Raw genomic sequence first — 13,576 nt, 5'->3', positions numbered from 1 at the left:
TCAGTGAACCACACCGCGCGGCAGAAACACGAGAAAGTAGAAGCCGAACCAGATCGCCATGACGATCAGCGTGGCGACGCCGGCGAGAGCGATCGCGCCATGCGGGCCGGCCGCGACGACGCGTTCCACTTCTTCGTCCGTTGGCGGGGCCGCGCTACCGGTTTCGTTTGCTTCCATCTGAAGGCTCTCCAGTGCGGCGGTTCAGTGCAACGGCGCATTGCGCAACGCGTTGACGTCGCGGGACGTCACGGGCTGACCGTGATTGCCCCACGCCGTGCGGATATAGGTGACCACGGCGGCGGCGTCGGTGTCGTTCAGTTCCTGACCGAAAGGCGGCATGCCGTACGGTTCAGGATTGCGCATCGTGCCCGGCGGGAAGCCGCCATTGAGCACGATGCGAATCGGATTGACCGAAGAGTCCATTTCGATCGACTGGTTGCCGGCGAGCGGCGGATAGTGTTGCAGCTTGCCTTCGCCCTTTTCGCCGTGGCAGATCGCGCATTTGTCGGCGTAGATTTTTTCGCCGAGCGCGAACACGTTGGTGTTGGTCGGCGCCGACGGACCGGTCTTGCGGCCGCTCTTGTCGGGCAAGGATTTCAGATAAACCGCCATCGCCTTGATATCGTCTTCCGTCATGTACTGGAGGCTGTGGTACGTGACTTCGGCCATCGGTCCGTACACCGCGCCTCGATCGGAAATGCCCGCTTGCAGCAGATCGACGATGTCTTTGGTGCTCCAGTCGCCGAGGCCGCCGTCCTTGTCCGAGGTCAGCGAAGGCGCGTACCAGTTCTGTACGGGAATCAGGCCGCCCGCGAACTGTTCGCTCTGCGACGAGCCGCCGAGCATGTTGATCTTGGTGTGACACATCGTGCAGTGCCCGAGCCCTTCGACCAGATACGCGCCGCGGTTCCATTCGACCGATTTGGTTGGATCGGGCTGGAATTCGCCTTCCCGGAAATACAGCGTGCGCCAGCCGTACAGCAGGTTGCGCTGATTGAACGGGAAGCGCAGCGTGTGTTTGTGATTCGGCTCACGCACCGGCGTGACGGTCCGCAGATAGGCGAAGATCGCGTCCGAGTCCTCGCGCGTGACCTTGGTGTATTGAGCGATCGGCATTGCCGGATAAATCAGCGTGCCGTCCGGTGTGCGGCCGGTGCGCATCATCTTGAAGAACGCATCCTGGCTCCAGGTGCCGATGCCGTATTGCGCGTCCGGCGTGATGTTCGGCGAATACAGCGTGCCGAACGGCGTTTCCATGGCTAGGCCGCCCGCGAACAGTTTGCCGCGCGGCGCGGTGTGGCAGGCCACGCAGTCGCCCGCGCGCGCCAGATACTCGCCGCGTTTGACGATGTCGGGGCGCGTGTCGGCGGCCCCGCCCGGCGCGGACGTTGTCGCGGTGTCGGCGGCGCGTGCTTCGGCGATGAGGGGCGTGTGCGATACGTGCAGAAGCGCGGCGCTGCCCGCGAGGATCAGGCCGGCGGCCAAGAGGCCTGACGCGAACGGCGCATGCGCGCGTCGGCCCTTCGTCATGGCGAGCACAGTGGTGAGCAGCGCGGTGCGCAGCGCGCGGAACGAGCCCGGAGAGCGAAGTGTCGGCTTCATTGCGGTTGGCTCCCGCATGCGAGAGGCAGCCGCTCGCCGGACGCCGGTGCGGGCCGCGGATCGGCCGGACGCGGCTGGCGCGCGAGCCAGCTCGATACCGCGGTAATGTCCTTGTCGTTGAGCTTGACCGCGATCGAATGCATGCAGTCCGGCGCGAGCGCGTGCCGCGTGCCCGAGCGCCAGGTACCCATTTGTCCGGCGATATAGCTCGCGTGCAAACCGAGCAGACCTGGAATGCCCGGCTGCGTCCCGGTCATGCGCGCACCGTGGCACGCAATGCACGCCGGTATCTTGCGGGCGGGGTCGCCCTGGGTGACGAGGCGCTGTCCGGCGGCGAGCACTGCCGGCGCGACGGCGCTTTGATCGGCGTTGGGGTAGGGCGGTTGCAGATCGGCGAAATACTGGCTGATCTTGCGCAGATAGTCGTCGGGCAGGAAGGCGAGCAGATAGCCCATTGGCGGATATGTGCGGCCGCCGTCGCGAAACGCGGTCAACTGGTTGAACAGATACTCGGCCGGCTTGCCGGCAATGCGCGGAAAGTAATCGTTGTTCAGGCCTTGGCCCTGCACGCCGTGACAGGAGGTGCAGGCGCGCACGCGTTCGTCCATGGCCGAGGGCATGGCGCTGGACGCGTCGGTGGCGGCGAGCGCCACGCCGCTCCACATGACGTAAAGCACTAACAGAACAGACGATCCGATAGTTCTACGATGCACGCCAGGCCTCTATTGGGAACGTTCTTTCTTCTCGATTATTTCTCGCGCATTCGCTCGCGGATTGGCTCCTGAATCCACGGACGGTGTGTGGCAACTCCGTCAGTTGTTTTTGTATAACGAGTGCGAAAACAGCAAATCGAAAACGGACTTATTCTGAATGGCGAGTGTTGATTTGCTACGGCGATGCGATTGCTTTTTAAAACAACGATCTGCCTGAATGCGCCAGTGGGTGGCGGCTTTCGGGCTGCGGGAATTAACGCTTGAAACGTTCAGCAGCGTGTACGAGGTTGCAGGAATTCATTCGGCGCGTCAATAGCAAACAAAAGCTAATTTGACCAAACACCTGTTCATGATAGGCGTCGACCAGGGGGCTTTCAACGTTTCATTGCAAATCGCCGCGTGCTTCGACGTTATCGCGCGAATGTGATTGTTTGATGATGGAACACGTGCTTGAGCGACACGCCTTGGACCTCCTGCACGCGTGGTCAACTGAAGAGCCGCAGCAAGGCCGCGCGCGCATTGCTCACCCGTTCGCTTTCGCCGATTCGTCCGGGCAACAGATGAAACTCCACAGCAGGCAGCGCGGGCAAGCCGACGCTCGCCGGGCAGGCCACGACGCCGCCGCCGACCGACGATTCGTTCAGGCAGGAAATGCCGAGCCCCGCCTTCAGTGCGAGTTGCAAGCCTGCCACGCCGGAGGCGGAGTGCGACACCACGTAGGGCACTTTGTGTTCGTCGAGCAACTTCACGACGAAACGCTGCAACTGGCAGCTCGACGGCAGCAACACGAGCGAATAAGGGGTGGCCGGCCGCGGACCTGAATCCGCCGCGCTCACCCAAAGCAGTTTTTCGCGCCGCACAACCGTGCTCGGCGCAGCGTTGCGCCGACCGGTGGCGCGCGAGTTATCCGTGACGAGCCGCAGCGAAAGACCGATATCGAACGACGCATCATCGCCTGCATTGCTGTCGATCACCGCACTTGGCAAAACGGTGACGTGCAGCTTCAGGCGCGGATGCTGTTCCGAAAACGTCTTGAGAATGCGCGCGATGTCGTGCGGACGGTAGTAGTCCGTGATGGCAATGCGCAACTCGCCGTCCAGCGAGCGGCCTTGCAGATCGTCGAACGCGGCTTCGCTCATTGCGATGATGCGCCGCGCGTGGTCGAGCAGGCGGCTGCCGGCCGGCGTGGCGCTGACGCCTTGCTTGCTGCGTATGAAGAGCGGCTGGCCGGCGCGTTCCTCCAGTTTCTTCAACTGCTCGCTGACGGAAGACTGCGACAGGAATACGCGCTCCGCGCCCGCCGAGACACTGCCCGATTCGGCGACGGCGACGAAGGTACGCAACTGTGTCAGGTCGAATCCACGCTGGCTCATGATTCGGTATATCCGATGGAAGTCATCTAAAATTCCGGCTTTTCCGATAGAAAGCCCAGCCGTAGCATACCTCCAGATTCTTTGCGGAGGGTGGAATGGGAAACGAATCAATGGCAGCCGTAGGGACATCCGGCAGGCGTTCGGCAAGCCACAGGTGGAAGGTGCTCGGGGTCGGTTTCGCTGCGAACGCGAGCTTTTCGGCGGCATTTTCGGGAATTCCGACGACGGCGGTTTTCTTGCGCTCGGGCTATCACCTGGGCAACGACGGTCTGGGTCTCGTGCTCGGCATGTTGGGCCTCGGCATCGCGGTCAGCGAGTTGCCATGGGGACTGCTGACCGACCGCTGGGGCGACCGGCATGTCCTGTTGCTCGGACTGCTTTCGACCGCAGCCGCACTTGCCGGTCTCGCGTTGTTCGTCGTGCCGTCCGGTACGCACATACCGGGCGTGAGCACGCTCGCGCTTGGCCTGTTGCTGGTTGGACTGTTCGGCGGCAGCGTGAACGGTTCGAGCGGCCGCGCAGTGATGGCCTGGTTTCGCGAAGGTGAGCGCGGCCTCGCCATGAGTATTCGCCAGACCGCGGTGCCTGCGGGCGGCGGCCTCGGCGCACTGCTGCTGCCAGTGCTCGCGTCGCGTTATGGCTTTGCGAGCGCATATACCGTCCTGGCGCTCGCCTGTGCGATCACGGCGGGGTTCGCATGGCGCTGGCTGCATGAACCTGCTCATACCGATTCGGAAGGCGCACGCGAAGTCCATGACACGGCGGCGAATGGCGCGCGCAGCAGTGTCTCGCCGTTGCGCGACATCGGCATCTGGCGCGTGGCGCTCGGCGCTGGAGCGCTGTGCGTGCCGCAACTCGCCGTCGTGACGTTCGGGACGGTGTTTCTTCACGATTTCAGCCGCGCCGGCGTCATGGCGATCAGCGTGACGATGGCTGCGGTGCAAACGGGCGCCGCGATCGCGCGGGTCTGGAGTGGCGCGTGGACCGACCGGCGCGGCAATCGGCGGAACTATATGCGCGCCTGCAGTTTGCTGACGGCGGTGTTGTTCGCCTCGCTCGCGTTACTGACCGGCCTCGCCGGCATGCATCACGCGACGCTGACAGCGGTATTCGCGCTGATGGTCGTGCTGGGCGGTGTGAGCGCGTCGGCATGGCACGGCGTGGCCTTTACGGAACTCGCCACGCTGGCAGGGACGAACCGCGCCGGCACGGCGCTGGCGATCGGCAACACGTGTGTCTTTCTCACGCTGTTCGTGACGCCGCTGGTAATACCGCCGCTGTTGACGATAGGTTCGTGGCCGATGGTGTGGGCAGTAGCCAGCGTGTGCGCATTGATCGCGTTCCCGGTATTTCCGCGCGCGGCGCGTGAAAGCAAGGCGAGGGCGGCGCGCGCCTGCGACGCAATCTGACGAAGCCCGTCGCCGCTCGGTAATAAGGCGGTTGCCGCGGGGCGGCTGCCGCGCTTTTTGTCATGCCGTTGGGCGGCGTGTGCACACGCCTGCGATGAGTGGTTGCACCGTCGAATTCCGGCCGGAATGGGTTCCATTGTGAAAGTAAAAAATATTCATTCTGCGTATTTATTCTTTTCTTCTTTGATAAATCCGCATTGGTAATTGATTTTTCTACAGGATTCGGAGCGCTCCGATTTTCGTGGAGTTGCAGTGGTGATTTTATGGCCGCCTTGACACGCGAAGCGTCGTCAAGGGGCCGTCAAAGAATAGGTAAAGTGTGTCAGATTTTTTCTGCACATTTGAAAATAATCCTACAACAAACGAGAGAAAATCCTGGTGAACCTTCGAATTATCCTGGCGGACGATCATCCATTCGTTCTGCTTGGCATCCGTGCGACTTTAAAAATGCATGCCGGTGTCACCATCGTCGACGAAGCGACGAATGCCGTTTCGCTGCTCGAACGCTTGCGGAACACACCCTGCGATGTGCTCGTCACCGATCTCGCCATGCCGGAGCGCTCGGGCGCCGTCGACGACGGCCTCGATCTCGTCCGGCGAATCCGTTGCGACTGGCCGCAGCTGCGCATCGTGGTGATGACAACGCTGACGAATGCCGCGATCCTTCGCGCCATTGTGTCGGACGGCGCCGTGAGCATGCTCGGCAAGGCGGAGTCGATGCACGAGCTTTGGCAGGCGATTGCCACGACTCGGCACGGTGAGGCCTACCTCGGGCGTTCCATCGTCGAAGCGCTCGCGCGCCCGCAGGAGTTTGCGTGTGAACGACCGGCGCCGCCGCGTCTATCAGGCGCTCAGGCCAAAGTCGTCAGGCTGCTGGTGGACGGCCAGTCGATCGCTGAAATTGCAGCGGCGCTCGGCTGTCATCGTCGCACGGTCAGCAGGCAGAAACGCGAGGCAATGACCAAGCTCGGAGTTGCCAACGATCCAGGTCTTTTTTCTCACGTGCGCGCATATGGAATTCCTGGTTTTGAATCGTATATCTAAGCAATTTACTTTTTAAATCGAATGCGGTGGTTTCGGAGCGATCTTATGTTTATTTTCTGAAAAATGTTTAATGATCGGCACGAGAGCTGGTTTTACTGAAAAGGGCGGCAGTCAATCAAGGTACGGAGGAAAAATAGAAGATGCGCGACACCGCTGAGGTAAGCACGCCCATTCGAGCCATCATTGCGGACGATCATCCACTGGTGCTGCTGGCGATCGAAAATCTGATGGGCGGTTATCCGAATATGGAGATTGTCGGTCGCGCGGCCGATGCGACCGAACTCTTCACGGAAGTCGACCGTGGTTCATGCGATCTGGTGCTCATGGACCTCTACATGCCGGGCGGTTCGGATGGCAGCGGACTGGAAGTCGTCAGGCAGTTCAAGATGCGCTACCCCGACATCGCGCTCGTCGTGCTCACCATGGAAACCGAGGCAGCCGAGCTGCAAAAGGTGATTTCGCTCGGCGCCGACGCATTGGTGAGCAAGCGCGACCGGATCGATCTGATTCACGTGGCCGTCGTTACGGCGTTGGCGCGCGAGTGTTACGTCGGGCCGGCGGTGCGCGCGCTGATCGCCGACGCAACGGTGACCCAGCGGCTCGACTTTGTCCGGCAAATGCTGTCGCGCCGCGAACTCGAAGTGTTCACCCAATACGCGTCAGGATTTGGCGTGACCGAGATCGCCGCCCGTTTGGGGCGCAGTGTCAAAACGATCAGCGCGCAGAAGTGCACCGCCATGCGCAAGCTCGCGCTGCACAGCGACGCGGAACTGTTCCGCTTCGCCGTCGAGTACGGGGTGATTCCCGAGGAGCGCGTGCAGAACCGGTGACGAGCCGGCCGCGTGTCGCGCCTTGGCGTGACGAAAACAAGATGCATTGGCATCGCCCGGGGAAGCACAGCGCGTGCGGGGCATGCCAGTCGATAAGACAACAAGAAGATGAGACAAAAGATTCGCGTCATCGTCGCGGACGATCACGACTGCGTTCGTGTCGGCGTCAAGCAAATGTTGCAAACCGTCCCGCACATCGAGTTTGTCGGCGAAGCGGCCGACACGCATGGCCTCGCTGAATTACTCGACGCTTATGCATGCGACGTGGTCGTTTCGGATATCAACATGCCGGGCATTCACGGCGGCAGCAACGCGGTGTCTTTTCTGCGCCGCCTGTTGCGGGGTCGGCCGCGTCCGTGCGTCGTCGTGCTGACCATGATCTGCCATGCGCACATGCTTACCGGCCTTTTGCACATCGGCGTGGGCGGTATCGTCGATAAACGTGAAACCGTCACCGCCTTGCTCGACGCAATCGAGGCGGCGATTGCCGGCCGCGTCTATCTGTCGGAGCATGCGCGCGCCGCAATCGAAACGGCGGATGCGCCGCCGCAGCTTCGCGCCGGTGTGCTGAGCGCGCGCGAGTGGGAAATCTTCCAGCTCTATGTGCAAGGTCTCGCTGTCCACGAGATCGCAGTGCGTTTGCAGCGCAGCGGCAAAACGATCAGTACGCAGAAACGTACTGCTATGCGCAAGCTTGGGCTGGAAACGGAAGCCGACCTGATCGACTACGCGCGCCAAATCGGATTGACCTGAAACGCGGGCGGCGTATTGCATCGCGCCGTTGGCAGCCGTTTCTAGAGAGCAGCGAATTTAGGAGTGTTCCGATTGGTTGCGAGACATTGCCGCCTCATAGTTCTGAGTTCACTGCGGCTTTATTCGATGCTCCCGTGACGAAAGCGGTCATTTCGTTAAGCTGAGCAATGCCCGAGCCGAGCGAATTCAGGCAGATGTCTTATGGCAATCGCGCAGGGCCGTCTGCCTCATGGACAGAAACAGGAGGCGGCATGGTTGCATTAGGTAAGCGGTTGTTGGTGGAGAGTGCGGGAACGGCATGGCTCGTGTTCGTCGGCTGCGGCAGCATTGTGCTGAACGTCGGCGCGATCCAGCAGGCGAGCGGCGTGCTGGAAGCGGCGTCGGCATTCGGCCTCGCACTCGCCACGGCCAGCTACTGCATGGGCAGCCTGTCCGGCGGTCATTTCAATCCCGCTGTCACCGTAGGCTTTACCGTCGCACAGCGTTTCCCGGTCAGGGATTTGCTCCCCTACATTGCCTCGCAGATTCTCGGCGCGATCGTTGCCGCAGCATTCCTCCTTTACGTGGCGGGCGGCCGTCCCGGTTTCGATCTGCGCGCAAGCGAGTTCGCGGCAAATGGCTTCGGCGACCATTCTCCCGCTGACTATCAATTGCATTCGGCGCTGGCCATCGAGTTCGTGCTGTCCTTCTGCTTTGTCATGGCCAACCTCATGATCGCCCGCCGGCACGACGTGCAGCCGCTCGCGCCGCTGGTGCTCGGGGCCGGTCTGGCGCTCGTCTACCTGGTGTCGATCCCGGTCACCAACGGTTCCGTCAATCCCGCCCGTTCCACGGCGCAAGCCTTGTTCGTCGGAGACTGGGCGCTGGATCAACTCTGGCTGTTCTGGGCTGCGCCGCTGTCGGGGGGCATCACTGCCGGCGCGTTGTTCTCGTATCTGCACGGCAAGCCCGAGCACGGTAGCGCCGGGCTTGCCGATGGGCAAGGCGAAGTCGTCTGAGTGTTGCCGGGCGCCATCATCGTGTCTGCCGTCAATTTCCCGCCAAACGTTGCAATGAGGCGCACGCTCGAACGCGTGTGGCTTGGTCTGCTCGTATGGGCGTTGTTTGTCGCCACCCAAACGGCAGCCGCCGCCCAACTGTTCGACAACCGTTCGAACAGCCAGAGCGTTGCCGCTTTTCCCGCGAAACTGACCATCGGGGTTCTCGCGGGCGGCTGGCTGCCGCTCGACGCGTTGCAAGGCGGACGCCTCACCGGCATGAGCGTCGACTATCTGCGCGCGCTCGTCGGGCCGAATGTCGTTATCGAAGCCAAGGCGTTTCCTGATGTGCCGCAATTGCTTGCCGCGGCCTGCGCCGGTGAGGTCGACCTGTTGACGAGCGTTGCCCGCACACCGGAACGCGAGCGGTGCCTGAGTTTTACCGCACCGTATTTCCGTTCTTCGTCGTCGGCAGTGGTTCGCCGTGACGGTGACAGCTACGCGAGTCCCGCTCAGATTGCCGGAGCACGTATCGCGATAGAAAAGGGTTTTGCGCTCGAGCGGGTGGCACGCGAGCGCTTTCCTCATGCGCAGATCAGCGTGTTCGCCACGACGCATGCCGCACTCTCGGCGGTGGTCCGGGGCGACGCCGACGTTTATCTCGGCTTCACGCCGGCTGTGCAATATGCGTTGGCTACGGAGGAGTTCCGTGGTTTGCACGTGGCCTTCGAGGAAAGCAGCCGGACCGCCAATCTGCGCTTCGCGGTGCCACGGAGCCGCGCTACGCTGCGCGACCAGCTCGACGAGGCGCTCGCCTCGATGAATCCGGCCGACGACGCGGCGATTCGTGTGCGCTGGCTATCCGGCAACTTCGACGCGAAGCCCGTGCCCGTTGCGCCGCGTCTCGTGCTGACGCCGCAGGAGCAGGCCTGGCTTCGTTCGTTGCCGCCGTTGCAGATTGGCTTCGATAACGGCTGGTCCCCGTTCAGTTACGTCGACAGTTCCGGGCAACCGGCCGGTATTGCCGCCGACTATCTGGCGTATCTGAGCCGCACGCTCGGCGTCGTGATCAACCGCGCCCGCACGGCCGACTGGCCCGCCGCAATCGAAGCCTTTCAGCACGGCGAGCTGGCGATGCTCGCCACGGCCTCGATTCACGATCCGCGACTCAAGCGGGCGCGCCACACCCTTGCATACGAAAGCTATCCACTGGTGATCGTCGGGCGTGAGAACGAGCCGGCGGCCAGATCGCTGAACGATTTCGCGTCACGGCGCATCGTCGTTTCGTCGCACGTTGCCGGTTCGATTCCGCTCGCGTTCGAGCGCATTCCGGCGGACCACGTTGCAATCGCGCCCAGTCTCGACGACGCGCTCAGGATGGTCGAGGCCGGCGAGGCGGACGTGCTGGTCGGCAATGTGGCCGCTATCGACATCCTGCTCAAGCAGCGTTACGACGGTGTCCTGAAAATCCTCGGCACGGTAGGCGAAACCGACGCGCTCGACTTCGCTGTGCGCCCGGACCTGAGTCCGCTTGCCGAACTGATCGATCGTGCATTGCTGGCCATGCCGGCTGCGGAAAAGCAGCGCATCCGGCAGAAATGGGTCACCGGCAGTGCGCCGGAGTCGGGCATATGGAGCGTGACCGCGGTGCGCCTGCTGCCGTTGCTGATCGGCATCGGCGTCGCGCTGCTGATCACGCTGCGTGCCTATCTGTTGCTGCAACGGGAAGTCAGGCTGCGCAAGAAAACCGAGCTCAAGCTCGAGCTGCAACTGAATTTCCAGGAAACGATGATGAAGATGGTGCCGTATCCGCTTGTCGCCATTGACCTCGACGGCCGTTATATCGCAGTCAACGAGGCTTATGAGCAAGCCTGCGGATTGAGCCGCGAAGCGGTCATCGGACGAAACACCATGGACGTGCAAACATGGGGTGAGGCCAACAGCCGGATTCTCGGCGACATGACTCGCGAGATGCTAAGCGGGCGCGAGACTGTGCAGTTGGAGTTGCAGTTCGAGCGCGGCGCGGGCAACGTGCGGCATGGCCTTTTCTGGGCCAGCGTCTGCCGTGGCAGCGACGGTGAGCCGGTTTGCGTGCTGGGGACGGTGGTCGATATCACGGACATTCGGCGCGCTGAGATGCGCGCGCGCGAAACCGAACGGCGCCTCTTCGACGTGACGCGCTCCTTGCCGGCGGTGGTGTTTCAACTGCGCCGCACTTCGGATGGCGCGTATTCGTTTCCGTATATCGGCGGCGACACGCGGCATTTGCTGGGTGCAAAAGACAGTGCGGTGAGCAGCAGCGATCACGTCGATTTCCAGCGCGTGTGCGAGGAGGACCGGGCGTTCGTGCTGGCCGAACTCGAGCGCTCGGCTCGCAGCGAAACGCCGGTGAACATGGAGTTCCGTTTCGAAGGCGACCAGGAGATCAAGTGGGCACGTGCCGAGTTGGTGCCACGTCGCGAAACGGACGGCAGTGTCGTGTGGAGCGGTTACTGGGTGGACGCCAGCGTCGAGCACGCTCGCTCCGACGAACTGGCGCGAGCGCGCGACCTGGCCGAAGCGGCTTCGCGCGCCAAAGACGACTTCTTCGCGATGATGAGCCACGAAATCCGCACGCCGATGAATGGTGTGCTCGGTCTCGTCGAAGTGCTGGAGCGTACGCCGCTCAATGCGGACCAGGGCGAAATGCTGGGCATGATCCACGAGTCGGCGGGCGCACTGCTGCAGATCCTCGACGACTTGCTCGACTTCTCGAAAATCGAAGCCGGACGGCTGACGATCGAGGCCGAATCCATCGACATACGTGAACTGGTGGACAACGCTGTCGGTCTGTTGGCCGGGCGGGCGCACGAAAAGGGCCTGAAAGTGCGCGTGGACATTGCGCCGGGCGTCGCAGCCACGCTGCGGGGCGACAGCGTACGGTTGCGCCAGATTCTGTTCAATCTGCTTGGCAATGCCATCAAGTTTACGCCGCAAGGCGAGGTCGACGTGTGCGTGTCCGTCGTTGCTCAGGCCGGCGACATTCAAACGCTCGCCATGACTGTCGAGGACACCGGGATCGGCATCGCGCCGGAGGTGCAGGACAAGCTGTTCGAGCCGTTCGTGCAGGCCGAGTCTTCCACCACGCGCCGTTTTGGCGGCACAGGCCTCGGTTTGACGATCTGCCGCAAGCTGATCGACCTCATGGGCGGCTCGCTTGCCTTGCACAGCGATCCGGGCAGCGGCACACGCATCACCGTGCGGCTTACCATGGCTGTCGAGACTCAGCGCTATTCGGTCAACGGCTTGCGCGGCAAGCGCGGGCTCGTGGCAACCGGCGACGCTCGTGTTGCTCAAGCCCTGATGCACTTCGGCGAGGCGCTCGGACTTGCGTTGCGCCGCGTGTCGCCCGATGCGCCGGAACTGCGCGATCGCGTCGCTCTGGAAGATCTGGATTTGCTGTTCGTGAACGAGGACGTGACTTTACCCGCGGACGTTCGCGCGCGCACGCGTGTGATCTGTCTGACTGAGAAGCCGAAGCCGACGGGTTACCGCATTCTCGACGACACCGTGCGCGTCAGCATCAATCCCATTTCATGGCGTGGCCTCGGTGCCGCGTGCGCCGCCGCGATGACCGGGCTGCCCACGGTGGCGCCGCGCCTGGCTGCCATGCCACGCGCGCCGGAGGGCGGCGCTTCGCCTCCGGATCGCGAGCGGGCAATCGCCAGTGGCCGGCTGATCCTCGTCGCGGAAGATCATCCGGTCAACCAGGAGTTGATTCGCCACCAGCTCGCGTTGCTCGGTTTCGCCTGCGACGTGACGAACGACGGCGGGGAAGCGCTGGCAGCGCTGGAGCGCACGAACTACGGATGTCTGATCACGGATTGCCACATGCCGAACGTGTCGGGCTACGAACTCACTCGCCGTATCCGCGAAGGTGAGCAGGGTGGCAGGCATCGGCTGCCCATTCTGGGAATCACGGCGAACACCGCGCCCGAAGACCTGAACCTGTGTCGCGACGCCGGCATGGACGACAGCCTGGTGAAGCCGACGCGGCTGGCCACGCTGCGCGACTATCTGAGCCGCTGGTTTGGATCCGACTGCGCGGGGCACGCCGCGCCTTTGGAGGCCGCGAGAGCGCCGGCTGTCGCTACACCGGAGGTCCACTGCGGCGCTGATCCCTTCGTCCCGGTCGACCTGGGGCACATGACACAACTGTGGGGGAGCGAATCGACCGTCAAGGCGCTGCTCGACTCGTTCGTATCGTCCGTGCGCGAAGACGTGCAGTCGCTCTCGCCATTGCTCGAGCGCGTCGGCTCCGAGCGCACTGAGCTGGAGCGTGTGCGCGAATGGCTTCATCGCGTGGAAGGGGCGGCGAGCGTCCTGCAATATCCGCCGCTACTCATGGCGCTCGAAGATTACCGCCGCGAAATCAATGTGAAACCGCCCGAACTTGTGCGCAATGACGGAATGGTTTTAATCAACAAATGCAACGCCATGCTGGACGGAATCGAACAGCAAGCCGCATTGCTCGTATAGCGGGCTGCCGGTTGAAAAAGCCGCAGGGGATTATGCGGAATAGGTGCGGTCGCCTCGTAGCAGAGCGCACCCACACGGATGAGAGGCGAGACGATAGAACGAAAAAAAACGCGGCCGAAGCCGCGTTAAAGATTTGGAGACATCCCTCGATGAAGGAGTCACTTCTCGCAGCCGGAAGCATAACCGGGATAACGCGGTTGATTCACTACAAAATCGACAATTAACTGTTTGAGAAATTCGCTTAAAACGCTTCCAGGCCGTCGTCTCATCACCCCGTCTTGGCGGGGTGCCGGCGGCGGCGTGTGCGCACAGCGGCACTTCTCGCGCGATATCGCCAAGGTTTAAGGCTGCGCTGAT

10 protein-coding genes are annotated in these 13,576 nt (G+C 62.5%); 6 read left to right on the top strand and 4 right to left on the bottom strand.

From position 1 onward, the window contains the following. The 4 genes from BLW71_RS41645 to BLW71_RS13580 form a co-directional block, all read right to left on the bottom strand. Positions 1–177: a hypothetical protein gene (locus BLW71_RS41645; protein WP_177205028.1), complete on the bottom strand. Its 177-nt coding sequence runs from the start codon at positions 175–177 to the stop codon at positions 1–3. A gap of 24 nt (positions 178–201) precedes the next feature. Beyond that, positions 202–1,602 carry a c-type cytochrome gene (locus BLW71_RS13590; RefSeq protein ID WP_091796771.1) on the bottom strand — a complete coding sequence of 467 codons (1,401 nt, stop codon included), beginning with the start codon at positions 1,600–1,602 and terminating at the stop codon, positions 202–204. Further along, positions 1,599–2,315 (bottom strand): c-type cytochrome, encoded by a 717-nt coding sequence (locus BLW71_RS13585; RefSeq protein WP_091796770.1) that lies wholly within the window; start codon positions 2,313–2,315, stop codon positions 1,599–1,601. Before BLW71_RS13585 ends, BLW71_RS13590 begins: the two co-directional genes overlap by 4 nt. 485 nt (positions 2,316–2,800) lie before the next feature. Further along, positions 2,801–3,688 (bottom strand): LysR family transcriptional regulator, encoded by an 888-nt coding sequence (locus BLW71_RS13580; protein WP_091796769.1) that lies wholly within the window; start codon positions 3,686–3,688, stop codon positions 2,801–2,803. A 95-nt stretch (positions 3,689–3,783) separates the two neighbouring features. Here BLW71_RS13580 and BLW71_RS13575 point away from each other — a divergent pair, with 95 nt between their 5' ends. From BLW71_RS13575 to BLW71_RS13550, 6 genes are all read left to right on the top strand, one after another. Beyond that, positions 3,784–5,097, top strand: a complete 1,314-nt coding sequence (locus tag BLW71_RS13575; protein ID WP_091796768.1) for an MFS transporter — start codon at positions 3,784–3,786, stop codon at positions 5,095–5,097. 378 nt (positions 5,098–5,475) lie between these two features. After that, positions 5,476–6,141 carry a response regulator gene (locus BLW71_RS13570; protein ID WP_091796767.1) on the top strand — a complete coding sequence of 222 codons (666 nt, stop codon included), beginning with the start codon at positions 5,476–5,478 and terminating at the stop codon, positions 6,139–6,141. Positions 6,142–6,281: 140 nt separating this feature from the next. Further along, on the top strand, positions 6,282–6,971 hold the full coding sequence (locus tag BLW71_RS13565) for a response regulator (RefSeq protein WP_091796766.1): 690 nt from the start codon (positions 6,282–6,284) through the stop codon (positions 6,969–6,971). A 108-nt stretch (positions 6,972–7,079) separates the two neighbouring features. Beyond that, complete coding sequence (locus tag BLW71_RS13560) at positions 7,080–7,724, top strand: response regulator (RefSeq protein ID WP_091796765.1); 645 nt, start codon at positions 7,080–7,082, stop codon at positions 7,722–7,724. 251 nt (positions 7,725–7,975) lie between these two features. Further along, a complete protein-coding gene (gene aqpZ / locus BLW71_RS13555) occupies positions 7,976–8,722 on the top strand; it encodes an aquaporin Z (protein WP_091796764.1) in 747 nt (248 codons plus the stop codon). A 54-nt stretch (positions 8,723–8,776) separates the two neighbouring features. After that, on the top strand, positions 8,777–13,219 hold the full coding sequence (locus BLW71_RS13550; protein WP_286161994.1) for an ATP-binding protein: 4,443 nt from the start codon (positions 8,777–8,779) through the stop codon (positions 13,217–13,219). Positions 13,220–13,576 lie beyond the last annotated feature (357 nt).

Origin of the sequence: Burkholderia sp. WP9 (genome assembly GCF_900104795.1) — a bacterium.
Lineage (GTDB): Bacteria > Pseudomonadota > Gammaproteobacteria > Burkholderiales > Burkholderiaceae > Paraburkholderia.
The sequence above is the reverse complement of the archived record's forward strand: the minus strand, read 5'-3'. Positions and strand labels throughout refer to the sequence as shown.

What these genes read in the sequence shown, in the direction of transcription:
- BLW71_RS41645 (WP_177205028.1), bottom strand. Translation starts at nt 177, where the DNA reads ATGGAAGCAAACGAAACCGGTAGCGCGGCCCCGCCAACGGACGAAGAA.
- BLW71_RS13590 (WP_091796771.1), bottom strand. Translation starts at nt 1,602, where the DNA reads ATGAAGCCGACACTTCGCTCTCCGGGCTCGTTCCGCGCGCTGCGCACC.
- BLW71_RS13580 (WP_091796769.1), bottom strand. Translation starts at nt 3,688, where the DNA reads ATGAGCCAGCGTGGATTCGACCTGACACAGTTGCGTACCTTCGTCGCC.
- BLW71_RS13575 (WP_091796768.1), top strand. Translation starts at nt 3,784, where the DNA reads ATGGGAAACGAATCAATGGCAGCCGTAGGGACATCCGGCAGGCGTTCG.
- BLW71_RS13565 (WP_091796766.1), top strand. Translation starts at nt 6,282, where the DNA reads ATGCGCGACACCGCTGAGGTAAGCACGCCCATTCGAGCCATCATTGCG.
- BLW71_RS13560 (WP_091796765.1), top strand. Translation starts at nt 7,080, where the DNA reads ATGAGACAAAAGATTCGCGTCATCGTCGCGGACGATCACGACTGCGTT.
- aqpZ (WP_091796764.1), top strand. Translation starts at nt 7,976, where the DNA reads ATGGTTGCATTAGGTAAGCGGTTGTTGGTGGAGAGTGCGGGAACGGCA.
- BLW71_RS13550 (WP_286161994.1), top strand. Translation starts at nt 8,777, where the DNA reads ATGAGGCGCACGCTCGAACGCGTGTGGCTTGGTCTGCTCGTATGGGCG.